The sequence below is a fragment of the Streptomyces sparsogenes subsp. cuspidosporus genome (assembly GCF_039532705.1).
GTDB lineage: Bacteria > Actinomycetota > Actinomycetes > Streptomycetales > Streptomycetaceae > Streptomyces > Streptomyces sparsogenes.
The window spans coordinates 33,254-56,912 of record NZ_BAAASD010000020.1; the positions used below are offsets into that span (position 1 = coordinate 33,254).

At 74.2% G+C, this 23,659-nt stretch carries 18 protein-coding genes; 10 read left to right on the top strand and 8 right to left on the bottom strand.

The features are described 5' to 3' along the window. Window positions 1-147: 147 nt before the first annotated feature. From ABFY07_RS23000 to ABFY07_RS23010, 3 genes are read right to left on the bottom strand one after another with little or no spacing between them, the layout of a single operon-like run. Complete coding sequence (locus ABFY07_RS23000; RefSeq protein WP_346176305.1) at window positions 148-837, bottom strand: hypothetical protein; 690 nt, start codon at window positions 835-837, stop codon at window positions 148-150. Continuing rightward, window positions 834-1,895 carry a 4-hydroxythreonine-4-phosphate dehydrogenase PdxA gene (gene pdxA, locus ABFY07_RS23005; protein ID WP_346176306.1) on the bottom strand — a complete coding sequence of 354 codons (1,062 nt, stop codon included), beginning with the start codon at window positions 1,893-1,895 and terminating at the stop codon, window positions 834-836. The genes ABFY07_RS23000 and pdxA overlap by 4 nt, the downstream gene beginning before the upstream one ends. Further along, the gene (locus ABFY07_RS23010; protein ID WP_346176307.1) at window positions 1,892-3,382 is read right to left on the bottom strand and encodes a four-carbon acid sugar kinase family protein; all 1,491 of its coding nucleotides are present in this window, start codon (window positions 3,380-3,382) and stop codon (window positions 1,892-1,894) included. The genes pdxA and ABFY07_RS23010 overlap by 4 nt, the downstream gene beginning before the upstream one ends. A gap of 157 nt (window positions 3,383-3,539) precedes the next feature. On the opposite strand from ABFY07_RS23010, the gene ABFY07_RS23015 reads away from it, so the two are divergent. After that, complete coding sequence (locus tag ABFY07_RS23015; protein ID WP_346176308.1) at window positions 3,540-5,162, top strand: aminotransferase-like domain-containing protein; 1,623 nt, start codon at window positions 3,540-3,542, stop codon at window positions 5,160-5,162. Here the strand turns inward: ABFY07_RS23015 and ABFY07_RS23020 are convergent. Then, window positions 5,159-6,148, bottom strand: coding sequence for a LacI family DNA-binding transcriptional regulator (locus tag ABFY07_RS23020; protein ID WP_346176365.1), 990 nt, complete (start codon window positions 6,146-6,148; stop codon window positions 5,159-5,161). The genes ABFY07_RS23015 and ABFY07_RS23020 overlap by 4 nt on opposite strands. 297 nt (window positions 6,149-6,445) lie before the next feature. Here ABFY07_RS23020 and ABFY07_RS23025 point away from each other — a divergent pair, with 297 nt between their 5' ends. The 5 genes from ABFY07_RS23025 to ABFY07_RS23045 all read left to right on the top strand — a co-directional run bounded on the left by ABFY07_RS23025 (window position 6,446) and on the right by ABFY07_RS23045 (window position 14,098). Then, window positions 6,446-7,369, top strand: a complete 924-nt coding sequence (locus ABFY07_RS23025) for a carbohydrate ABC transporter permease (protein WP_346176309.1) — start codon at window positions 6,446-6,448, stop codon at window positions 7,367-7,369. Window positions 7,370-7,372: 3 nt separating this feature from the next. Further along, window positions 7,373-8,320 (top strand): carbohydrate ABC transporter permease, encoded by a 948-nt coding sequence (locus ABFY07_RS23030; protein ID WP_346176310.1) that lies wholly within the window; start codon window positions 7,373-7,375, stop codon window positions 8,318-8,320. A 153-nt stretch (window positions 8,321-8,473) separates the two neighbouring features. Beyond that, on the top strand, window positions 8,474-9,820 hold the full coding sequence (locus tag ABFY07_RS23035) for an ABC transporter substrate-binding protein (protein WP_346176311.1): 1,347 nt from the start codon (window positions 8,474-8,476) through the stop codon (window positions 9,818-9,820). A 54-nt stretch (window positions 9,821-9,874) separates the two neighbouring features. Further along, on the top strand, window positions 9,875-11,956 hold the full coding sequence (locus ABFY07_RS23040; protein ID WP_346176312.1) for a beta-galactosidase: 2,082 nt from the start codon (window positions 9,875-9,877) through the stop codon (window positions 11,954-11,956). Window positions 11,957-12,031: 75 nt separating this feature from the next. Then, complete coding sequence (locus ABFY07_RS23045; RefSeq protein WP_346176313.1) at window positions 12,032-14,098, top strand: RICIN domain-containing protein; 2,067 nt, start codon at window positions 12,032-12,034, stop codon at window positions 14,096-14,098. Between the two features lie 69 nt (window positions 14,099-14,167). On the opposite strand, the gene ABFY07_RS23050 is transcribed toward ABFY07_RS23045, so the two are convergent. Further along, window positions 14,168-14,590, bottom strand: a complete 423-nt coding sequence (locus ABFY07_RS23050; protein WP_346176314.1) for an ArsR/SmtB family transcription factor — start codon at window positions 14,588-14,590, stop codon at window positions 14,168-14,170. Window positions 14,591-14,739: 149 nt separating this feature from the next. Here ABFY07_RS23050 and ABFY07_RS23055 point away from each other — a divergent pair, with 149 nt between their 5' ends. Both ABFY07_RS23055 and ABFY07_RS23060 read left to right on the top strand, forming a co-directional pair. Further along, window positions 14,740-16,743, top strand: coding sequence for a heavy metal translocating P-type ATPase (locus ABFY07_RS23055; protein WP_346176315.1), 2,004 nt, complete (start codon window positions 14,740-14,742; stop codon window positions 16,741-16,743). Window positions 16,744-16,926: 183 nt separating this feature from the next. Next, complete coding sequence (locus ABFY07_RS23060; protein ID WP_065966415.1) at window positions 16,927-17,883, top strand: alpha/beta hydrolase; 957 nt, start codon at window positions 16,927-16,929, stop codon at window positions 17,881-17,883. Window positions 17,884-17,920: 37 nt separating this feature from the next. Here the strand turns inward: ABFY07_RS23060 and ABFY07_RS23065 are convergent, their stop codons facing one another. After that, window positions 17,921-19,078 carry a PucR family transcriptional regulator gene (locus tag ABFY07_RS23065; RefSeq protein ID WP_346176316.1) on the bottom strand — a complete coding sequence of 386 codons (1,158 nt, stop codon included), beginning with the start codon at window positions 19,076-19,078 and terminating at the stop codon, window positions 17,921-17,923. A gap of 27 nt (window positions 19,079-19,105) precedes the next feature. Between ABFY07_RS23065 and ABFY07_RS23070 the strand changes: the two genes are divergently transcribed. Beyond that, window positions 19,106-20,095, top strand: a complete 990-nt coding sequence (locus ABFY07_RS23070; RefSeq protein WP_346176317.1) for an extracellular catalytic domain type 1 short-chain-length polyhydroxyalkanoate depolymerase — start codon at window positions 19,106-19,108, stop codon at window positions 20,093-20,095. A 132-nt stretch (window positions 20,096-20,227) separates the two neighbouring features. Here the strand turns inward: ABFY07_RS23070 and ABFY07_RS23075 are convergent, their stop codons facing one another. Continuing rightward, entirely contained in the window at window positions 20,228-21,235 is a 1,008-nt protein-coding gene (locus tag ABFY07_RS23075) for a sugar phosphate isomerase/epimerase family protein (protein ID WP_346176318.1), read from the bottom strand. A gap of 180 nt (window positions 21,236-21,415) precedes the next feature. Further along, window positions 21,416-22,597, bottom strand: a complete 1,182-nt coding sequence (locus tag ABFY07_RS23080) for an ROK family transcriptional regulator (RefSeq protein WP_065966422.1) — start codon at window positions 22,595-22,597, stop codon at window positions 21,416-21,418. Between the two features lie 307 nt (window positions 22,598-22,904). Here ABFY07_RS23080 and ABFY07_RS23085 point away from each other — a divergent pair, with 307 nt between their 5' ends. Then, on the top strand, window positions 22,905-23,645 hold the full coding sequence (locus ABFY07_RS23085; RefSeq protein ID WP_065966423.1) for a DUF1684 domain-containing protein: 741 nt from the start codon (window positions 22,905-22,907) through the stop codon (window positions 23,643-23,645). Window positions 23,646-23,659: the final 14 nt, after the last annotated feature.

Genomic DNA, 23,659 nt, shown 5'->3' on the forward strand with positions numbered 1-23,659 from the left:
GGGGGCGCCCTGCTCCCGACGCCTGGCACGGCACCTCGCCGCGTTGTCGCATCGCCCAAGTACGCCCAGTACGAGGGCGACGCTCCGCCTTGCGAGGCACCGCACCAGACGCCGCTCGCGGCCGGACGCCCCCTTTGACGACAGACCCTAGGGCAGGCGGCTCGCCCCGAGCACGGCCCGCACCAGGTCCGCCACGTCGCGCGAGGCGGCGTCGACGCGGAAGCCGCCGTCCAGCACGGCGGTTCCGGCCGTGAAGCCCCAGACGCCGGCGTCCCGCAGCGCGGAGATCCGTGCCACCCGGTCGACGCTGCCCGCGGCCAGGACCGGCACATCGACGGCGGCGACCACGGCGGCGGTCAGGGCGGCGGCGTCGCCCCCGAATCGGTAGGCGAGCAGGTCGAGGCCGTGCACCCCCGGCGTCCCGGCGAGCCGCCGGGCGCTCGCCACGACGTCGGCGGCGGTCCCGCGCAGCACGCTGGGGTGGCCCTCGACGCGGCCGGGGAACGGCCAGTACTCGACGGGCGCGCCGTCCAGCACCCTGACGCCCTCGGCGACGTGGGTGCCGCCGAGGACCACGTCCACGCCGAGGCCCACCGCGGCCTCCAGGCTGCGCAGTTCGTCGGCGGCGTCGACGCTGACGACTTCCAGGTACGAGCGGGCGCCGAGCTCGTGGACGCGGTCGGCGAGGGCGCGCAGCTCCCCGAGGGGCAGGCCGACGTCCTTGAACCCGATGTGGCGCAGCCCGACGTCGCCGACCCGGTCCAGCACGGCGTGGGCGTCGGCGACGGTGCGGTCGTCGCGGGTGAGCATGAAGACGAACTCCAGGCCGGCGGTCATCGCGCCCTCCCGCCGGACTGCCCGCGCCGGGCGCGTTCGAGGTCGAGCGCGCTGCGGATGGCGTAGCGGAGGCTCCCCGCGTCGGCGCGGCCGGTCCCGGCGAGGTCGAAGGCGGTGCCGTGGTCGACGCTGGTGCGGACGAAGGGCAGGCCCAGGGTGGCGTTGACGCCCTCCTCGATGCCGAGCAGCTTGACGGGGATGAGCCCTTGGTCGTGGTACTGGGCGACCACGATGTCGAACTCGCCGCGGCGGGCGCGCATGAAGACGGTGTCCGGCGGATGCGGCCCGGAGGCGTCGATGCCCACGGCTCGGGCCGCCTCGACGGCGGGGCGGATGGCCAGGGCCTCCTCGTCGCCGAACAGGCCGCCCTCGCCCGCGTGCGGGTTGACCCCGGCGACCGCGATACGGGGCGAGGTGATGCCGAGGGCGCGCAGCTCGTCGTGGGCGAGTTCGACGATGCCCAGGACCCGCTCGGCGGTGATCTCGGTGAGCGCCTTGGCCAGGGGCAGATGGGTGGTGACGAGCACGGTCCGCAGCTCGTTGTTGGCCAGCATCATGGCGTGGCGCGGGGCGCCGGTGAGCGCGGCCAGGGTGGAGGTGTGGTCGGGGTGGGCGATGCCCGCCGCATGCCAGGCCTCCTTGTGGATCGGGGCGGTGACGATGCCGTCGAGCCTGCCGTCCAGCGCGAGGCGTACGGCGGTCTCGACGTAACCGTACGAAGCACGGCCGGCGTCGGCGGACACCTGGCCGAAGGACAGGTGGTCGGTGGGGCCGCCGGTCTGCAGCACCCGTACGGCACCTTCCGCACCCGCACCCGCACCCGCCCCGGGGTCCTCGACGGTCTCGACGGTCTCGACGGCCGGCGTCAGGCCCAGCAGCCGGGCGGCCTGCCGCAGCCGGGCGGCGTCGCCGACCACGACGATGTCGGCGTCCTGGTCCCGCGCCCGGATGCCGGCGAGGGCGGCGGCGGTGATCTCGGGTCCGATGCCCGCCGGGTCGCCCATGGTGACGGCGAGTCGTGGCCGGCCCGGTGCGGCGGACACCTGTGTGGACGTCATGCGGTCCTCCGGGTGAGTGCGGCGACGGCGGCTATCAGGGTCTCCGGATCGCCGAAGCCGCCGGCCTTGCTGATGACGGGGTGGGGGCGGGCGCCGCTCAGGACGCCGAGCGGGATGCCCGGGGCGAGGGTGCCGACCGCGTGGAGGGCGGGGGCGCCGAGGACTTCGCAGACCTCGCGCGCGGTGTCCCCGCCGCTCAGCACGAGCCCGAGGCCGGGCAGGGCGCGGGCGCAGGCGGCCCCGAGGGAGGCCAGCTCCCGCAGGTGCCGGGCCGCGGCCTCGGGGCCGTCCGCCAGGGCCTCGGGGGTGGTGAGCGCGACGGCGGAGTGGGTGCCGAGGAGCCGGGTGAGGTGTCCGGCCGGGTCGGGCCGGCCCGCGAGGTCGGTGGTGGCGAGGACGGGGACGCCGTCCTCGCCGAGCCGGTCGAGCTGTTCCCGGGTGGTGGGGTGGCGGCTGCCGACAAGGACGAGCGCCCGCCCGTCGGGCCCGGCCACGGAGGCGGCCCCGGCCACGGCCCCGGCCACGGGCCCGGTCACGGGGGCGGGCGCGGACCCGGCCACGGAGGCGGCCACGGAGGCGGCCACGGGCCCGGTCACGGAGGCGGCCACGGGCCCGGTCACGGGGGCGGGCGCGGCCCCGGCCAAGGAGGCGGCCCCGGCCCCGGCCGCGGACCCGGTCACGGAGGCGGCCACGGGCCCGGTCACGGGGGCGGGCGCGGGGGCCCGGCCCGGGCCGGGCGGGACCACCGCCTCCCACAGGCCGGGGCTGCCGCACAGCACCACCTCGCCCAGGTGTCCGGCCACCGCCGCGGCGATCCGGTCCAGGTCCTCGTTGGTGGCGGCGTCCACCACGAGGGCCCGCCCCGGCGTGGTGTCCCCGGCCGGTGGCGCGGGGGAGGCGAGGGCGGCGGCCAGGCCCGCGGCCAGGGCGTCGGCGGTGGGCGCGACGGCGGTGACGCGCAACCCCTCCCCGGACAGCGGGGCGAGCACCGAGGAGTCCGCCACGGGCCGCACCGGGTCCCGCCCGGCCGGCCCCCGGTGCACCGGCACGCCGCCGGCGTACTGGTGGCCGCCCACCGTGTGCCGGCCGTACGCGGGGCAGGCGGGCGCCACCACGGCCACGGAGCGGCCGGACGCCCGCATGACGGCGGCCAGTTCGGCGGGCCAGTTGCCGCGCAGGGAGCTGTCCATCGTCTTGTAGATGCCGAGCGGGTGGCTCCGGGCCGGGGTGAGCAGCCGCGTGGTGGCGCGCCGGTGGCGGAGGGCGGCCTCGTCCGGTGGCAGGTGGCGGCTGTCGAGGTCGACACACGGCCATGAGTCGCCGTCGGTGGCGGACGGGTCGTCGAGGTCCAGGACGACCGAGGCGGCGCGCCCGGTGTCGGCGAGGTGGCCGGCCGCCTCGGCCGCGCTGGTCAGATCGTCGGCCAGCACGACGAACCGGGGGCCCGGTGGCGCGGAGGTCGAGGGGTCGGGCGTCGTGCTCGTCATGCGGTGTCCGTTCTGTGCTGGTGCCGTGTCGGGACCTTGGCCGCGGGGCGCCGGGCGCCGGGTGGCGGGTGCGGTGGCGCGTTCAGTCTCGGCCGGGCCGGTACGCTGCGACAGGGCCACTTCGCCCCGGACCTCGCGGACCACTCACTCGGAGGCCGTGCTGAAGCCACACGCGGACCAGCCGCACACCGACCCGCCGCACGCGCACGAGCCGCACACCGACCAGCCACTCGCGACACATGCGAACGGCCTGCCGGGCCGGGAGCACGCCCCGGGGCGCGCCGCCCCGGCGGGAGGTCACGGGCGCGGCCGGGGCGCCGCCGAGCGCGGGCGGGTCCGCGCCGAGCGGGGCCTGGAGTCGGTGGTGGCCGCCGGCATCCCGCTGCCGCTGCCCCGGGACGGGGAGGAGAGCCTGGCCGACTGTCTGGTCCGCCTGCTGGCGGCCGCGGTCGAGGGCGGACGGCTGGCCCCGGGCACCCGGCTGCCGTCCTCCCGGGCGCTGGCCACCGCCGCCGATGTCTCGCGCAATGTGGTGCTCGCCGTCTACGCCGTGCTCGCCGAACGTGGCCTGGCCACCGGGCGGCACGGCAGCGGCAGCTACGTACGCGCCGACGGCCGGCCGCGCCGGGCCCGGCCGGTGCCGGAGACCGCGCCCTGGCTGGAACGGCTGACGCCGGCGCCCGAGGGGCCGGGCGGCCCGGAGCCGGTCCTCGACCTGCGGCTGCGCGCCCGCCCGGCGGCGGTGCTGCCCACGGTGGTCTGGCGCCGGGCGTGGCAGGCGGCGGCCCAGCGGCGGCTGCCGAGCGGCTACGGGGACCCGGCCGGGGACCGCCGGCTGCGCGCGGCGCTCACCGACTACCTGGTGGCCGGCCGGGGCGTGGCCGCCGCGCCCGCCGATGTGGTGGTGACCAGCGGCGCCGCCGAGGCGCTCGGGCTGCTGCTGCGGGCGGTGATCCGGCCGGGCGACCGGGTCGCCGTCGAGGACCCCGGCTATCCGCCGTTCGCCCGCATGGCCCGCGAGCGCGGCGCCGTCGTGCTGCCGGTCCCGGTGGACGGCGACGGGATCCGCGTGGAGGTGGTGCGGGGCCTGGATCCGCCGCCGCGGATGCTGCTGCTCACCCCCGCCCACCAGTTCCCGACCACCGCCCCGCTGTCGGCCGACCGGCGTCGGGACCTGCTGTCCTGGGCGCGCGAGCAGGGCGCGCTGCTGGTCGAGGACGACTACGGCGGCGAGTTCACCGCGGCCGGCCCGCCCGCCCTGGCCGCCTCGGACGACCATGGTGTCGTCGCTTATGTCGGCTCCCTCTCGCGGTTGCTGGCGCCGTCGCTGCGGACGGGGCACCTGGTGGCGCCGCGCCCCCTGGCGGCCGCGGTGGCGAGGCTGCGCGGGGAGACCGACTCGTACCCCAGCCTGCCCGTCCAGCAGGCCGTCGCCGAACTGCTCACCACCGGCGAGCTCACCCGTCAGCTGCGGCGGGCCCGCGCGCTGGTGGCCGAACAGCGGGCGGCGCTGCGGGAGGCGGCCCCCCTGCTGCCGGTGCGCGGGCTGGACGGCGGGCTGCATGTGCTGCTGGCCACCGCGGACGCCCGGGCCGAGGCCGAGTGGGCCGAGGAGCTGCTGCGGGACGGGATCCTCGTCGACCGGCTCAGCGCCTACGGCCATGGACCCCCGGCCGCGACGGGCCTGCTGCTCGACTACGCGGGCGTGGCCCCCGCCACCCTGGCCCGGGTGGCGGCCCGCATCGCCGCGCCGGCGCCGCCCGGCGCCCGGTACGACTAGCCCAACCGCGGTGGCGCCGTGCTGCCGCGCAGGACGAGGCGGGTGGGGACCAGCGTGGTGCCGGGCTCCGTCACGTCCTCGCGCATCTGCCTGAGCACCCCCTCGACACAGCGCCGCCCCACCTCGGCGAAGTCCTGGTGGACGGTGGTCAGGGGAGGCAGGAAGGAGCCGGCCTCGGGGATGTCGTCGAAGCCGATGACGCTGACGTCCTCGGGCACCTTCCGGCCGCGCTCGTGCAGGGCGCGCAGCAGTCCCAGCGCCATCTGGTCGTTGGCGGCGAACACCGCCGTGCAGTCGGCCTCTTCGGCCAGGCGCAGGCCGGCCCGGTAGCCGGACTCCGCCGACCAGTCGCCCCGTACCAGCGGCGGCGGGGTGCGGTCCGCGTCGGTGAGGGTGGCGCGCCAGGCGTCGGCCCGGCGCTGCGCGGCGAAGGACTCCTCGGGGCCGGCCAGGTGCCACACCGTGCGGTGGCCGAGGTCGAGCAGGTGGCGTACGGCGGCGCGGGTCCCGCCCGCCTGGTCGGTGTCGACCACGCTGTAGCGGTCGCCGGCGTCCGAGTCGGCCACCACCACCTGGACGCCCGGCGGCAGCGAGACGGTGGCCGCGTCGAGCAGGTGCACCTCCATGATGACGATGACGGCGTCGACGGCGAGTTCGCCCAGGCGGGAGAAGGCCCCGCGCACCTCGTCCTGGGTGGGGACCGCCACGGGCAGGAGCGTGACGGCGTAGCCCTCCTGGGCCGCGGAGGTGGCGATCGCCTCGAGGGTGCGCACATTGCCCGTGGTGGCGAGGGAGAAGGTGATGACGCCGATGGTGCGGAACTCGCCGCGCTTGAGCGCCCGGGCGGCGCTGTTGGGCCGGTAGCCGAGCTCCTTCATCGCGGCCAGCACCTGCCGCCTGGTCTCCTCGGTCACGCCGGAGTAGCCGTTGGAGACCCGGGAGACGGTCTGGGAGGAGACGCCGGCCAGGCGGGCGACGTCCGCCATGGAGGCGCGCTGGACCCGTCGGTCGGCGCGGGCCCCGGCCCGCACCCGCCGTGTCCGTGGTGTGCTCGCCGAGGCGCTACTGTCCGCTTTATCCACCCATGCCCCCTCTCGCCCGCAGATTCGCGGTTTCTTCGGACGGTGACCCTTGACCGTCGACATTCGGGCAGTGTAGACATGCCGCCACCGGATGTTTACGTAAACATAACACCCATCAAGGCCTTTTGTCGGGCGCGGTGTTTACGTGAACATCGCGTGGGCGCCGGGCCGCGGGCCCGAGAGGGACGAACGAGGAACGCAATGACGACGCTGCAACCGCCGGCGGCCGTGGACCGCACCGCACGGCCTTCACTGAAACGGGACCGCCGGTCCTGGACGGGGTGGGGGTTCGTCGGCCCCTTCGTGGTGGTCTTCGCCCTTGTCTTCCTGGCCCCCATCGGCTATTCGATCTACCTCAGCCTCTTCCGGGACAGGCTGATCGGTGGCAACACCTTCGTGGGTCTCGACAACTACCAGCAGGCCCTCCAGGACGACCAGTTCTGGGCCGGTGTGACCCGCGTGGGGCTGTTCCTGCTGGTCCAGGTGCCGATCATGCTGGGCATCGCTCTGCTGGTCGCGCTCGCCCTGGACAGCGGACGGCTGTACGGCAAGAACTTCTTCCGGATCTCGATCTTCCTGCCCTACGCGGTGCCCGCCGTGGTGGCCACCCTCATGTGGGCCTTCATGTACGGCACCCGCTTCGGCCTGGTGGGGGACATCAACGACGCCTTCGGCGTCGAACTGCCCGACCCGCTCTCGCCCGACCTGATCCTGGCGTCGATCGGCAACATCGTCACCTGGGAGTTCGTCGGCTACAACATGCTGATCTTCTACTCGGCGCTGCGGGTGATCCCGCACTCCCTGTACGAGGCGGCGGAGATCGACGGCGCCGGACAGCTCCGCGTCATCACGGCCATCAAACTCCCCGCGATCCGCGGCGCCCTCGTCATCGCGACCATCTTCTCGATCATCGGCAGCTTCCAGCTGTTCAACGAGCCGAGCATCCTCAAGCCCCTGGCGCCGAACGCGATCACCACCGACTACACCCCCAACTACTTCACCTACACGCTGTCCTTCGACGGCCAGCGGCACAACTACTCCGCGACGGTCGCCATCGTCATGGGGCTGATCACCATGGTCGTCGCCTATGTCGTCCAGCTGCGCGGCATGCGCAAGGGAGCGTGAATCATGACCAGCCCCGCCACCACCGCTTCCAAGCCCACGCCCACGCCGCCCGGCCCGCCCGGCCACGCGCCCCGGCTGCGCACCCCCCGCAGGGCCGCCGACCGGCGCCGCCCCCGCCGCAGCGTGCTGCTGACCGGGCTCACCGGCCTGGTCCTGGTGTACTCCCTGGTGCCGCTGATATGGCTGGTCATCAGCTCCACCAAGACCCAGGAAGGCCTCGCCGACTCGCCCGGGCTGTGGTTCGGCGACCACTTCGCCCTGTGGGACAACATCCGTGAAACCTTCACCTACAACGACGGGGCCTTCGTCCGCTGGCTGCGGAACACCCTGCTGTACGTGGTGCTCGGCGCCGGCGGCGCCACCTTCCTCGCCGTCCTGGGTGGCTACGCCCTGGCGAAGTTCACCTTCCCCGGCAAGCGCGCCGTCTTCGCCGTCGTCATCGGCGCCGTGGCCGTGCCCACCACCGCCCTGGCGGTCCCCACCTTCCTGATGTTCAGCAAGATGGGGCTCACCAACACCCCCTGGGCGGTGATCCTCCCCTCGCTCATCTCGCCCTTCGGCCTGTATCTGATGTGGGTCTTCGCCACCGAGGCCATCCCCACCGAGCTGCTGGAGGCCGCCCGCATCGACGGGGCGGGCGAGCTGCGCACCTTCTTCCGGGTGAGCCTGCCGCTGCTGGCGCCGGGCATCGTGACCGTCCTGCTGTTCACGATGGTCGCCACCTGGAACAACTACTTCCTGCCGCTGATCATGCTCAAGGACCCGGACTGGTATCCGCTGACCCTCGGGCTGAACAGCTGGAACGCCCAGGCGCAGACGGCCGGTGGCCAACCCGTCTTCAACCTGGTGATCACCGGCTCGCTGATCACCATCCTCCCCCTGATCGCCGCCTTCCTGCTGCTCCAGAAGTACTGGCAGTCCGGCCTCGCCGCCGGAAGCGTCAAGGAATAACCAGCGCCAAGGAACAACCGGACCAGCGCCAAGGAACAACCGGCGCCAAGGAACAACCGGCGTCGAGGAACAACCGGCGTCGAGGAACAACCGGCGTCGAGGAACGACCCTCGAACAACCCTCACCCCACCACGAAGAAGTGGAAGCACCTCCATGCCCAACAACACCCGCCGCCTGCTGCGCGGCATCGGCCTCGTCTGCGCCCTCGCCCTGGGAGCCACCGCCTGCGGCGGCTCCGACGACGGCGGCTCCGGTGACAAGAAGGTGTCCGCCGGAGACATCCAGGCGGCCCTGAAGAAGGGCGGCTCCATCACGGTCTGGGCCTGGGAGCCCACGCTCAAGCAGGTCGTCAAGGACTTCGAGAGGGACCACCCCAAGGTCCACGTCAACCTCGTCAACGCGGGCACCAACAAGGACCAGTACACCGCCCTCCAGAACGCCATGGCGGCGAAGAAGGGCGTCCCCGATGTCGCGCAGATCGAGTACTACGCGCTCGGCCAGTTCGCGCTGACCAAGTCCCTGGACAATCTGTCGGGCTTCGGCGCCGACAAGCTCGCCAAGACCTACTCGCCCGGCCCGTGGAACTCGGTGAAGACAGGCGACGCCGTCTACGCCCTGCCCATGGACTCCGGCCCGATGGCGCTCTTCTACAACAAGAAGGTCTTCGACAAGTACAAGATCGCCGTGCCCACGACCTGGGACGAGTACGTCGAGGCGGCGCGCAAGCTGCACAAGGCCGACCCCAAGGCGTACATCACCAGCGACACCGGCGAGGCGGGCATGACCACCAGCCTGCTGTGGCAGGCCGGCTCGCGCCCGTACAAGGTCTCGGACGACGGCACCAAGGTGGGGATCGACTTCTCCGACAAGGGCGCCGCCACCTACACCAAGACCTGGCAGAAGCTCATCGACGAGAAGCTGCTGGCGCCCGTCACCAGCTGGACCGACGACTGGTACAGAGGGCTGGGCAACGGCGACATCGCCACCCTGGTCACCGGCGCCTGGATGCCCGCCAACTTCGTCTCCGGCGTCAAGAACGCCTCCGGCGACTGGCGCGTGGCCCCGCTGCCGCAGTGGACCAAGGGCGACAAGACCACCGCGGAGAACGGCGGCAGCTCGCTGGCCCTGCCCGCCGCGGGCAAGAACAAGGAACTCGCCTACGCCTTCGTCGAGTACGCCAACGCGGGCAAGGGCGTGCAGACCCGCCTCAAGGGCGGCGCCTTCCCGGCCACCACCAAGGACCTGCAGTCCAAGGCGTTCCAGGACACCGAGTTCCCGTACTTCGGCGGGCAGAAGGCCAACAAGATCTTCGCCGACTCGGCCGCCGACGTCGGCCGGGGCTGGTCGTACCTGCCCTATCAGGTGTACGCCAACCGGATCTTCAACGACAGCGTCGGCAAGGCCTACGTCTCGAACACCCCGCTCGCCAAGGGGCTGAAGGCCTGGCAGGACGCCTCCGTCAAGTACGGCGAGGAGCAGGGCTTCACCGTCTCGCAGTAGAGCACCACCGCACGAACCCCGCGCCGCCCCGTGCGGTACACCGGAAGGACCACCATGATCTCCACCCTCCTGTCCCGGCTTCCGCACGGGTCGGACGGTGACCCCGCCACCCCCCGCCTCGCGTTCGGCGCCGACTACAACCCCGAGCAGTGGCCGCGCGAGGTGTGGGAGGAGGACATCCGGCTGATGCGCCGGGCCGGCGTCAACATCGTCTCCGTGGCGATCTTCTCCTGGGCCCGCATCCAGCCGGCCCGGGACCGGTGGGACTTCGGCTGGCTCGACGAGGTCATGGACCTGCTGCACGCGGGCGGCATCGGGGTCGACCTGGCCACCGCCACCGCGTCCCCGCCGCCCTGGCTCACCACGGCCCACCCGGAGATCCTCCCGGTGACCGCCTCCGGCGAGACGGTGTGGCCGGGGGCGCGGCAGCACTGGCGCCCCACCTCGCCCGTCTTCCGTGAACACGCGCTGCGCCTGGTCACCGAGATGGCCCGGCGCTACGCCGACCACCCCGCCCTGGTGGCCTGGCACGTGTCCAACGAACTGGGCTGCCACAACATCTACGACTACTCCGACGACGCGGCCCGCGCCTTCCGCGGCTGGCTGCGGGCGCGCTACGAGACCCTGGACGCCCTCAACCACGCCTGGGGCACCGCCTTCTGGTCCCAGCGCTACAGCGACTGGGAACAGATCCTGCCGCCCCGGCTGGCCGCCTCCCACCCCAACCCCACGCAGCAGCTGGACTTCAAGCGCTTCTCCTCCGACGCGCTGAAGGAGTACCTGCGCGCGGAGCGGGACGTCCTGCGCGAGATCACCCCCGGCGTGCCGGTCACCACCAACTTCATGGTCATGGGCGAGACCAAGGGGATGAACTACCCCGACTGGGCCGACGAGATCGACTTCGTCTCCAACGACCACTACGTCCACCCCGGCCCCCAGGACCGCGACGAGCTGTCCTTCTCCGCCAACCTCACCAGCGGCATCGCCGGCGGGCGGCCGTGGTTCCTCATGGAGCACTCCACCAGCGCGGTCAACTGGCAGCCGGTCAACGTTGCCAAGCGCCCGGGGGACCTCGCGCGCGACTCGCTGCTGCACGTGGCGCACGGCGCCGACGCGGTCTGCTTCTTCCAGTGGCGGCAGTCGGCGGCCGGGGCCGAGAAGTACCACTCGGCGATGGTGCCGCACGCCGGGGCCGACAGCGAGGTCTTCCGCGCGGTGACCGAGCTGGGCGCCACCCTCCGGGCGCTGGCGCCGGTCGCCGGGTCCGAGCGCGAACCGGCGCCGGTCGCGATCGTGTACGACTGGGAGTCGTGGTGGGCCAGCGAGCAGGACTCGCACCCCAGCTCCCGCCTCAACTACCGGCAAGAGGCCCTCGACTGGTACTCCGCCCTCCTCGCGCTCGGCATCCGCGCCGATGTCGTCACCACCCGCGCCGACCTCGGCGCCTACCGGCTGGTGATCGCGCCCGTGCTGCACGTGGTCCCCGGGCCGCTGGCCAAGGAGCTCACGCGCTACGTCGAGACGGGCGGGCACCTGGTCACCACCTACTTCTCCGGGGTCGTCGACGAGAACGACCACGTCTGGCTGGGCGGCTACCCCGGGGCCCTGCGCGAGCTGCTGGGCATCCGCATCGAGGAGTTCGGCCCGCTGCTCGCCGACGACACCGTCGAACTGGACGGCGTCGGCTTCGGCTTCGGCGGCGCGGGTGGCCCGGCCACCGGCACCCTGTGGACCGACCGGATCACCGTCACCGGGCCGGACGTGGACGCCCTCGCCCACTACCGCACCGGCGCCTACGCCGGCCGCCCCGCCGTCACCCGCCGCCCGGTGGGCCAGGGCTCGGCCGCGTACGTCTCCACCCGGCTGGGCGCCGACGGCCTCGCCCGTCTCCTGCCGGACCTGCTGGCGGCGGCCGACGTCCACAGCGACCTGCCCGCCGAGGCGCGCGGACGGGTCGAGACGGCGGCCCGCCGCGACGCCGACGGCCGCTATCTGTTCCTCGTCAACCGCACCGACGAGCAGGTGAGCCTGTCCGGCGTGGCCGGGGAGCCGCTGGCCGGCGGCACCTCCGCCGCGGACGGCTCGCTCACCCTGCGGCCGCGGGAGGTCGCCGTGGTGCGACAGCCCGCCTCCTGACCCCACCCCCCACCCGGCACGGCCGCCGGCCGTGCCGGACCACCGAAGCGACCACCGAAGAGTTGGGAGCACACGTTGGCACGCCGTACCCGCACCAGACGGCTCCTGGGGACCATCGGCATCACAGCCCTGGCCACGGGCGCCGCCCTGATCACCGCCCCGTCCCCGCAGGCGGAGGCCCAGGAGCAGATCCAGGCCGTGACCGTCCGGCCCGACCCCTCCTACCAGCAGCAGAAGTTCGAGGGCTGGGGCACCAGCCTGGTGTGGTTCGCCAACGTCACCGGCGGCTACCCCGAGGAGATACGCCAGAAGCTCGCCTCGCTCCTCTTCGACGACGACGGCCTCGCCCTCAACATCGCCCGCTACAACATCGGCGGCGGCAACGCCCCCGACGTCAAGGACTACCTCCGCGCCGGAGGGGCGGTCCCCGGCTGGTGGAAGGCGCCCGAGGGCACCACCCGCGAGGACACCGACTGGTGGAGCGCCGACGATCCCGCCGACTGGAACCCGGACGCCGACGCGAACCAGCGCTGGTGGGTGGACCGGATCAAGGGCGACATCGACCACTGGGAGACGTTCAGCAACTCGCCGCCCTGGTTCATGACCACCAGCGGCTATGTCTCCGGCGGCTTCGACGCCACCGCGGACCAGCTCAAGGCCGACTCCGTCGACGACTTCGCCGCCTACCTGGCGGGTGCCACCAAGCGGCTGGAGAAGGCGCACCACATCAAGGTCGACACCGTCGACCCGTTCAACGAACCCAACACCAACTACTGGAGCACCCGCCTGGGAGCCGACGGACAGCCGGTCGGCGGCCGCCAGGAAGGGGCCCACATCGGCCCCGAACTCCAGCAGAAGGTGATCCTCGCGCTGGCCCCGGCCCTGAAGAAGGCCAGGACCGGCGCCAGGATCTCGGCGATGGACGAGACCAACCCCACCACCTTCGCCCGGAACTGGAACACCTACCCGCAAGCGGTGCGTGACCTGGTCGGGCAGATGAACGTGCACACCTACGGCACCGGCGGCCGCACCACCGTGCGCGACCTGGCCAAGGCGGCGGACAAGCCGCTGTGGATGAGCGAGGTCGAGGGCGACTGGGGCGACGGCCAGAACTTCCAGGACATGCGGCCCGGCCTCGGAATGGCCCAGCACATCGTCGACGACCTGCGCGAACTCGAGCCCCGGGCCTGGGTCTTCTGGCAGCCCGTCGAGGACTACGACAACATGAAGCCGGGCGGGGAGTCCGCCAAGGGCGGCAACTGGGGCAGCATCCAGATCCCCTTCAGCTGCACCTCCCGGGACACCCTGAGCACCTGCCCGATCCGTACCAACACCAAGTTCGACACCGCCAGGAACTTCACCCACTACATCAAGCCCGGCGACCGGCTGGTGAAGGTGGACGACACCTCCAGCGCCGCCGCCGTCTCCCGGCGGGGCGACGCCGCCACCGTCGTCCACGTCAACAGCACCACCGCCGAGCGCGCCGTCACCCTCGACCTGTCCAAGTTCGCGAAGGTCGCCCGCGGGGCCACCGTCACCCCCGTGGTGACCAGCGCCGACGGCAAGCTCGTCAAGCACCGGCCGATCGCGGTCGCCGACCGGCGCGCCACCTTCACCGTGCCGGCGCAGTCGGTGACCTCCTTCCTCGTCAGCGGGGTCTCCGGCACCGCGAAGGACGCCCCGCTGCTGCGCGAGGGCCACACCTACCGGCTGACCGGCGCCCAGAGCGGCAAGGCGCTCACCGTCGCCGACGGCGGCACCGGCCTGGTCATAAAGACCGCGTCCGCCGACGCCGCGGACGCCGCCCAGCAGTGGCAACTCCGCCAGATCAGCGGCGAGGGCAACCGGCAGCGGTACGTGTTCACCAACCCCGTGGACGGCAAGCGCCTCGCGGTCCGTGACGGCGCCGCGGTTCTCGAAGCCGACCGGGGCGCCCGCGACAAGGCCACCCAGTGGATCATGTCGACGACCGGTGACTCCACCTGGACCCTGGTCAACGCCGCCACCGGCGCCCTCCTGGAGGTCTCGGGACAGGCCACCCACGACGGGGCCGCCGTCTCCGTCTGGCAGCCGAACTCCGGGGCCAATCAGCGCTGGAAGGTGACCGATGTGACGGCCGGCCGCTCCGGCTCGGCCGGCTAGCGCCGCACTCGGCCCCCGCCGCTCCGGCACCGCTGCCCCTGCCACGGTCCGACCGTGGCAGGGGCAGCGTCATGTGCGCGGGGTGAGCGCCGCCGGGTCTCCGTACGCGGCGGCGGGCTCGGCGGCTTCGGCAGGGGCGTCGGTCAGGCCGAGGCGGAGGTGTTCGACGTGGTAGAGGGCCTGGTCGAGGAGGGCGGCCACGTGGTTGTCGTGCAGCGCGTAGACCACCGAGCGGCCCTGCCGGGTGCCGGTGACCAGGCCGAGGTTGCGCAGCAGCCGCAGCTGGTGGGAGCAGGCGGACTGCTCCATGCCGACGGCGGTGGCCAGCTCGGTCGCCGCGCAGGGGCCTTCGCGCAGGCGGGCCAGGATCAGCAGCCGGGACGGGGTGGACAGCGCCTGGAGGGTCGTGGCGACCTGGGGCGCGTTCTCCGCGGTCAGGCGGGTGCGCGGCGGGGTCGCGCCGCTGTCGGGGGTGCTCGCTCCGTGGCCCATGGCCCCATCCTACGGACCCCAAGCATGAACGCATGTTCATGTGTTCCTGTACGGTGGAGAGGGTCCGCACCCCTCCCCGACTCGTCCCCGACTCCCGAACCCGTCCCGCACTCCGCCCCGAACTCCTCCCGTGAAGGACTCCCGTCGTCATGGCCTCCACCCTGACCGAGACCGCCCCGCCACCCGTGCGGCCCGCCGCCGCGCCCCCCAGGCGCACCCGCGTCCTGGCGCTGCCCGAGGCGCGCTGGGCGCTCGCGGCGCTGGCGCTGTTCCTGGTCGCGCTGCCCGCGGACCTGCTCGGCGCCCCGGCCTGGGCCTGGGGCCCGCTGTACGCGGCCACCTACGTCACCGGGGGCTGGGAGCCGGGGTGGGCCGGGCTGAAGGCGCTGAAGGACAGGACCCTCGACGTGGACCTGCTGATGGTGGTGGCCGCCCTGGGCGCCGCCGCGATCGGGCAGGTCCTGGACGGCGCGCTGCTGATCGTCATCTTCGCCACCTCCGGGGCCCTGGAGGCCCTCGCCACCGCGCGCACCGCGGACTCGGTGCGCGGACTGCTCGACCTCGCCCCGGCCACCGCCACCCGGCTGACGGCCGGCGGCGGGGAGGAGACCGTCCCCGCCGACGCGCTGGCCGTGGGCGAGGTGATCCTGGTCCGCCCCGGGGACCGGATCGGCGCCGACGGCCGGGTCCTGGACGGGGAGAGCGACGTCGACCAGGCCACCATCACCGGCGAGCCGCTGCCGGTCGCCAAGCGGGCCGGGGACGAGGTGTTCGCCGGCACGGTCAACGGCACCGGCGCGCTGCGGGTCCGCGTGGAGCGCGACCCCGCGGACTCGGTGATCGCCCGGATCGTGAAGCTGGTCGAGGAGGCCGCCGAGACCAAGGCCCCCACGCAGCTGTTCATCGAGAAGGTCGAGCAGCGCTACTCGATCGCCATGGTGGCCGCCACGCTCGCGCTGTTCGCGATCCCCCTCGCGCTCGGCGAGGAGCTGCGGGCCACGCTGCTGCGCGCGATGACCTTCATGATCGTGGCCTCGCCGTGCGCGGTGGTCCTGGCCACCATGCCGCCGCTGCTGTCCGCCATGGCCAACGCCGGCCGCCACGGCGTACTGGTGAAGTCGGCGGTGGTCATGGAGCGTCTCGGCCAGGTGGACGCCGTCGCCCTGGACAAGACCGGCACCCTCACCGAGGGCACCCCCCGGCTGACCGAGCTGCGCCCGCTGTCCGGCCCCGGGCTTCCCGGGCTGTCCGAGCGGGAGCTGCTCACCTTGGCCGCGGCGGCCGAGCACCCGAGTGAGCACCCGCTGGCCCGCGCGATCGTCGCCGCCGCCCGCGCCCGGAGCCTCCCGCTGCCGGACGCCGAGGACTTCGCCTCCGCCCCGGGCCTCGGCGTCACCGCCACGGTGGGGGGCCGCGTCGTACGCGTCGGCGCCCCGGCCCGGCTGCTGGACGGGCCCGCGGCGCCGGCCGATGCCACACGGCGAGACGCCGCGCGGGACGCGGTGGCCGAGCTGGAGGGCGCGGGCCGCACCGCCGTGGTCGTCCTGGCCGATGGCGTCCCGGTCGGCGTGCTGGGCGTGGCCGACCGCCTCCGCCCCGACGCCGCCGGGACCGTCGCGGCCCTGACCGCCCTGACCGACGCCGCCCCGGTGCTGGTCACCGGGGACAACGAGCCCGCCGCACGCCGGCTGGCCGCCGACACCGGCATCACGGACGTGCGCGCGGGGCTGCTCCCGCAGGACAAGGTGACCGCCGTGCGGGAGCTCCAGGCGGCCGGACACCATGTGCTGGTCGTCGGCGACGGCGTCAACGACGCCCCCGCCCTCGCGGCCGCGGACACCGGCGTCGCGATGGGCAGGGCCGGCTCCGACCTGGCCCTGGAGACCGCCGACGCCGTGGTGGTGCGCGACGAACTCGCCGCCGTCCCCACCGTCGTGGGCCTGTCCCGCGCCGCCCGCCGGCTGGTCGCGCAGAACCTGGTCATCGCCGGCGCCTTCATCGCCGTCCTGGTCGCCTGGGACCTGCTCGGCACCCTCCCGCTGCCGCTGGGCGTCGCCGGACACGAGGGCTCGACCGTCATCGTCGGTCTCAACGGGCTGCGCCTGCTGGCCGAGACGGCCTGGCGGCGGGCCCGTCCCGCCGACGCCCCGTGAACGGCCGCGCGGACACCGCCGTAAACGCCCGCGCCGACGCCGCGTAAACGCCCGCGCCGACGCCCCGTAAGCACCCCCGCGCCGACGCCCCGCACGCGGCCGCGCGCACGTCGGACGAGCACGCCCGTTGTCCCGACGCCTGTCTGATGACCCGCGCGGACACCCCGTGGCACGGTGTGGGACATGCGCTACGACTATCCGCTCGACCCCGAACTCGCGGCGGCCGCGGCCCTGATCCCGCCGGTGGACCTCTCCGACCCGGCCGCCGCGCGGGCCGCGCAGGCGCGCGAGGTCGCCGAGCGGGTCGCGGCCGTGGACGGCGCGGGGGTGGCGGTCGGCGAGGTGGTGGCGCCCGGACCGCGGGGCGCGCCGGACGTGCCGCTGCGCACCTACCGGCCGGAGGGCGCCGCCGGGCCGCTGCCCGCCGTCTACAGCCTCCACGGCGGCGGCTTCGTGGTGGGCTCCCCGGACGTGGACCACGCCTTCAACCTGTGGCTGTGCCGCCGGCTCGACGCCGTCGTGGTCTCGCCCGACTACCGGCTGGCGCCCGAACACCCCTTCCCCGCCGGCCTGGAGGACTGCTACGCCGGGCTGTGCCTGCTGGCCGAGGGCGACGCCGGGCTGGACGTCGCGGCCGACCGGATCGCGGTGCTCGGCGACAGCTCCGGGGCGGGCATGGCCACCGCCCTGACCATGCTCGCCCGCGACCGCGGCGGTCCCGGGATCCGCTTCCAGTACCTGGGCAGCCCCGCGCTCGACGACCGGGTGGACACGCCGAGCGCGCGGGCCTTCACCGACACGCCCGTGTGGACCCGCCACCTGGCCCGGCACACCTGGGAGGCGTACCTGGGAGCCGGGGTGGCCGGCGGCGAGGGGGTGTCGCCGTACGCGGCCCCCGCCCGGGCCGGGGCGGACGGTCTGAGGGGACTGCCGCCCGCCTATGTGGCGGTGATGGCGTACGACCCGCTGCGCGACGAGGGCGTCGACTACGCGCGCGCCCTGCTGGCCGCCGGTGTGGCCACCGAGCTGCACCTCTTCCCGGGCACCTTCCACGGCGCGGCGGCCGTGGAGTACGCCGGGGTGGTGCGGCGGATGAGAGACGAGACGGTCACCGTCCTGCGGCGGGCGCTCGCGCGATGAGCGCCCCGGAACCTCGGCCTCCCGAGCCGGACCTTCCTCAGACGTCGGCGGCCTCGGACAAGCGCCTTGCGTACAGCGCGAGTTGGGCGCGGAAGCGGTGTTCGGGGTCGCGCAGCCGCCATCCCAGCACCGCCTCGGCCTGCGCCAGCCGCGCGGCCACCGAGCTGTGGTGCAGATGCAGCTCCGCGGCGGCCCGGCGCAGCGATCCGGTGCGGCAGAAGGCGGCCAGCGCGGCGATGGCGAGCCGCCCGTTCCGCTGGGCGGCCAGCGCCTCCAGCCGCCGCGCCTCGGGCAGCGCGCCCAGCCGCTCCGCCGGGATGTCGGCCAGCAGCGCCACCGGGCCCAGCGCGTCATGGTCGGCCACCGCCTCCCGCGGTGTGCCCGCCACCGCGAACCGCAGCGCGGTGCACGCCTGGGCCCAGGAGTCGCGGGCGGCGGGTGCGGGGACCAGGCCGCCGACGCCGACCCGCAGCCGGCGCGCCGCCTCGCGCGGCACCCCGGGGCCGCGGAGGGGGTCGGCCATCGCGGCCCGCAGCGCGGCGGCGGGCGAGCCGGCCGCCCCGGCCGGCGGCTGCACCAAGGCGGTGCCCCACGGGCCCGTCCCGGCGACGCGGACGACGGCGTCGAGCCCGGCGTGGCCGAGCAACGCGACCGCGCCGAGCCCCGGGTCCACGGACGGGTCGCCGCGCACCGCCACCATCCGCAGCGGCAATTCGGGTGCCAGGCCCAGCAGCCGCAGCGCGCGGGCGCGGTCGTGGTCGGACTCGTGCGCGGACAGCACCAGCTCCACCAGCGCGGGATCGGCCGCGTCGGGCGCGGGGGACACCAGCGTCCGTGCGGGGCCGCCGCACAGCGTCCGCGCGGCGATGGCCATCCACTCCAGGATCAGCTCGTCGAACGGCCCCGGCCGCCCCGGGCGCTCCAGCCAGACCCGCCCGGACGGGCCGAGCTCCGCCCGCTGGGAGACGGCCCCCGGCTCGCCCGGGAGGGCGGTCCCGTCCGGCCCGCAGCGGGCCCCGCGGCCGTCGGGCAGCTCCAGGCCCGCCGCGCACTCCGCGAGCCCGGCGGTGGACCGGGCCAGCGACGTCGCGTCCAGCGCGCCACCGCCCAGCAGCGCCTCGAAGTGGGCGATCACGCGCACCGCGGTGGCGGCATCCGCGTCGAGCGCCGAGAGCCGCAGCAGCAAGCCCTTCACAGCCACCAGTCTAGGAAGGACAGGTACATGACCAACACCCCCGCGCCGGCGGGAACCGCGAGCACGGCCGGCAGGCGCCGCAGGACACCCAGGTCGCTGGCCGCCGCGTTACTCGGCGGCGTCCTGCCGCTGCTGGCGTCGCTGCTCCTGCTGGCGCCGACCCCCGCGGCCGCCGCCACCCTCACCGAGGTGACCGGATTCGGCAGCAACCCGAGCAACCTCAGGATGTACCAGTACGTGCCGAACAACGTCGCGGCGCGGCCCGCCGTCCTCGTCGCGGTGCACTACTGCACGGGCTCCGGCCCCGCCTTCTACTCCGGCACCGAGTTCGCCTCCCTGGCCGACCGCTACGGCTTCATCGTCGTCTACCCCTCCGCCACCCGCAGCGGCTCCTGCTTCGACGTCTCCTCGCCGCAGGCCCTGCGGCGCGACGGCGGCAGCGACCCGGTGGGCATCGTCTCGATGGTCCGCTACGTCCTCCAGCACAACAACGCGGACCCCAACCGGGTCTATGTCACCGGGGCCTCCTCCGGCGCCATGATGACCAACGTGCTGCTCGGCGACTACCCGGACGTGTTCAAGGCGGGCGCCGCGTTCTCGGGCGTGCCCTTCGGCTGCTTCGCCACCACCGACGGGTCCTCCTGGAACACCGCGTGTGCCAACGGCACCATCATCAAGACCCCGCAGGCGTGGGGCGACCTGGCCCGCGCCGCCTACCCCGGATACCAGGGCGCCCGGCCGAGGATGCAGCTGTGGCACGGCACCGAGGACACCGTGCTGCGCTATCCGAACTTCGGCGAGGAGATCAAGCAGTGGACCAACGTCCTCGGGCTGAGCCAGACGCCCGCGAGCACGGACCGTCCGCAGACCAACTGGACCCGCACCCGCTACGGCGGCACCGGCGACCGGGCCCCCGTCGAGGCCATCAGCATCCAGGGCGGGACGCACAACCTCCCGCTCCCCGGCATGGCGGCCCGGGCCATCACCTTCTTCGGCCTGAACGGCCAGGCACAGTGAGGTCCCTGAACGGCCGGGCACAGTGAGGTCCCTGAACGGCCGGGCACAGTGAGGTCCCTGGCCAGGCGCCCCGCGGGGCCGCCCGTGCGGTGTGCACGGGCGGCCCTCCCCCTCCCGGCCCCCGTGGCTCCCTCACCCCTCCCCGCTGCCGAAGGCCGCGTCGAAGGAGGCCGTCGGCGGCTCGAAGTCGTACGCCTTCAGCCGCCTCAGCGCCTCGGGCGCGCCCTGCAGCCGGTCCATCCCGGCGTCCTCCCACTCCACCGACACCGGCCCCTCGTAGCCGATGGAGCGCAGCATCCGGAACACGTCCTCCCACGGCACGTCCCCGTGCCCGGCCGAGACGAAGTCCCAGCCGCGCCGCGGATCGCCCCAGGGCAGGTGCGAGCCGAGCCGGCCGTTGCGGCCGTCCAGCCGCTTGCGCGCCTCCTTGCAGTCCACGTGGTAGATCCGGTCCCGGAAGTCCCACAGGAAGCCGACCGGGTCCAGGTCCTGCCAGACGAAATGGCTGGGGTCGAAGTTGAGTCCGAAGGCGGCGCGGTGGCCGACCGCCTCCAGCGCGCGGTGGGTGGTCCAGTAGTCGTACGCGATCTCGCTCGGGTGCACCTCGTGGGCGAAGCGCACGCCCTCCGCGTCGAAGACGTCCAGGATCGGGTTCCACCGCTCGGCGAAGTCCGCGTAGCCGCGCTCGATCATGTGCGGCGGCACCGGCGGGAACATCGCCACCAGGTGCCAGATGGACGAGCCGGTGAAGCCGACGACGGTTCGGACCCCGAAGGCGGCCGCGGCCCGCGCGGTGTCCGCCATCTCGGCCGCCGCCCGCCGCCGCACCCCCTCCGGGTCGCCGTCGCCCCAGATCCGCCCCGGCACGATGGCCTGGTGCCGCTCGTCGATGGGGGAGTCGCAGACGGCCTGGCCCACCAGATGGTTGGAGACGGCCCAGCACCGCAGCCCGTACTTCTCCAGCAGCCGCCGCCGGCCGTCCAGATAGCCGGGCTCGGCGAGCGCCCGGTCCACCTCGAAGTGGTCGCCCCAGCAGGCGAGTTCAAGACCGTCGTAGCCGAAGTCGCGGGCCAGCCGGCAGACCTCCTCCAGCGGCAGATCGGCCCACTGTCCGGTGAAGAGCGTGAAGGATCGGGGCATCCGGGGGCCTCCTCATAGGGGGACGGGTGTGTAGACGCAGTTCTTCGCGGCGCTCTCCTCCACCGCGGCGCAGGGCTGAGCGCGGAGCGGCGGGGGTGTGTGGTGTGGGGGCCGGCGGGTGGGCGTGGCGGGTGTACGAGGTGTGGGTTTCGGCGGGTGGGCGTGGCGCGGTGTGCCGGGTCAGGCCGGCGAGAAGAGGTGGTCGCTGATCAGGCGGGCCGCCCCGGTGACCCCGGCGACGGGGCCGAGTTCCCCGAGCACGATGGGGAGGTTGCCGGTGGCCAGCGGCAGGGACTGGCGGTAGACCTGGGTGCGGATGGCGGCGAGGAGGGTGTGGCCGAGGCCGGTCACCCCGCCGCCGATCACCACCAGGCCGGGGTTGAAGAAGCTGACGAGGGAGGCCAGGACCTGGCCGGTGCGGGTGCCGCCCTCGCGGATGAGGTCCAGCGCGGCGGCGTCCCCCGCCGCCGCGGCGGCGGCGACATCGGTGGCGGCCAGCCTCCCCGCGGCCTCCAGCCGGGCGGCGAGCTCGGCGGACCGGCCCTCCCGCACCGCCGCCTCGGCGTCGCGGGCCAGCGCCGCGCCGCCGAAGTAGGCCTCCAGGCAGCCGCGGTTGCCGCAGGCGCACGGCCGGCCGTCGGGCTCGGCCTGGATGTGGCCGATGTCGCCCGCGCTGCCGGTCGTCCCCCGGTAGACCTCGCCCCCGACCACGATGCCGCAGCCGATGCCGGTGCCGATCTTGACGCAGAGGAAGTCCTTCGCGGAGCGCGCCACCCCCGCCTGTTGCTCTCCCATCGCCATCAGGTTCACGTCGTTGTCCACCATGACGGGGCAGCCCAGCTCCTGGCTGAGCGCCTCCCGTACGGGGAAGCCGTCCCACCCGGGCATGATCGGCGGCGCGACCGGCACCCCCTCGGGGAAGCGCACCGGGCCCGGGACCCCGATCCCCGCCCCGTCGAACCCCTCGGCCGGGCCGGAGGCCCTGAGCTTCGCGGCCATCGCCAGGACCTGCTCGAAGACCGCGACCGGCCCCTCGCGCACATCCATGGGCTGGGTGAGGTGGCCGAGCACTTCCAGCTCGGCGTTGGTCACGGCGACGTCGACCGAGGTGGCGCCGATGTCCACGCCGAGGAAGCGCAGCGCGGGCGAGAGCCGGATGTTGTGCGAGCGGCGCCCGCCCCGGGAGGCGGCGAGCCCGTCGGCGATCACCAGCCCGGTGTCGAGCAGCCGGTCGACCTCGACGGCCAGCCTGGAGCGCGAGAGATCCATCCGGTCACCCAGCTGGGCCCGGGAGGTGGGACCGCCGTCGCGCAGCAGGCGGAGCAGACGCGCCTGATGGGCGTTCGCGGGTCGTGCCGTCATGCGCCTCACGCTGCCCCTCCCGCCGTCATCGGCATGCCACTGACCGGGCTTTCCCCGGGAACGTAGCAGTGCTTGTCGGCTCTGGGAAGAACTTGCGCCGCAATCACCGCAGACTTTCTCCTGCGGCAGGACAAAGCCCAGGCGCAGCGTGGGGCGCCGACCGGGCCGTCGCGAGTCGTCGCCGGCCGTCTCGGCATGCGGCGCAAACTTGACATTAGGCGTACTTATGAAAGATAAAGAAAGCTCTTTGGGTGTTTCTCACGCAGCGTGACCATCGAGGCGTGACAGCCTGTGATCGTCTACGCGAATGAGCCACGCCGTGTCCCACACCATCCCGGATCAGCCGACCGCCGACCCCGCCGCGGCCTGGGAGGCCTGGCGCGCCGAGCGGCGGCGGGCGGTCACCTCCCCGACCGGGAACCTCGCCCTCGTCGAGACCCGCTGGCTCCCGGCCGGCGAGCGCCCCGACCTCGACGCGGCCCGCGCGGAGGCCCCCGAGCAGGTGACCGTGACCAGCCTCACCCGCACCGACCTGGTCACCGGTGAGCCGGAGCACGGGCTGCGGTTCTGGGACGCCCGGTCGGCGGCCATCCGCCACTTCGAGCGCATCGACGTCTTCCCGTACGACCCGGCCTGGGTCCTGGAGGCCGCCTACCACCCGGTGCCGGGCGCCCGCCGGGTCGCCTTCGAGCACATCCGGGACAACGGCGGCACCCGCGACCTGGTCGTACCGGGCGACATCAGCCTCACCGTGGACGGCCGCGCCTACACCCTCAGCGCCTTCGACGACGACGGCACCCTGCTGCTGGTCTTCGGCGACCCCACCAACGGCGACACCACCTACGGCGCCGGACGCTTCCTCTTCGTGGAGCGCACCGCCGACCCGGACCGGGTCCGCCTGGACTTCAACCGCGCCTTCGTGCCGCCCTGCGGATTCTCCGACCAGTACAACTGTCCGATGCCGCCGCGGCAGAACCGCCTCCACCTGCCCGTCGAAGCAGGCGAGCGGCTTCCGGTCTTCCGCGACGGCTTCCCCGCACAGCACTGATCCCCCCGCGGCCA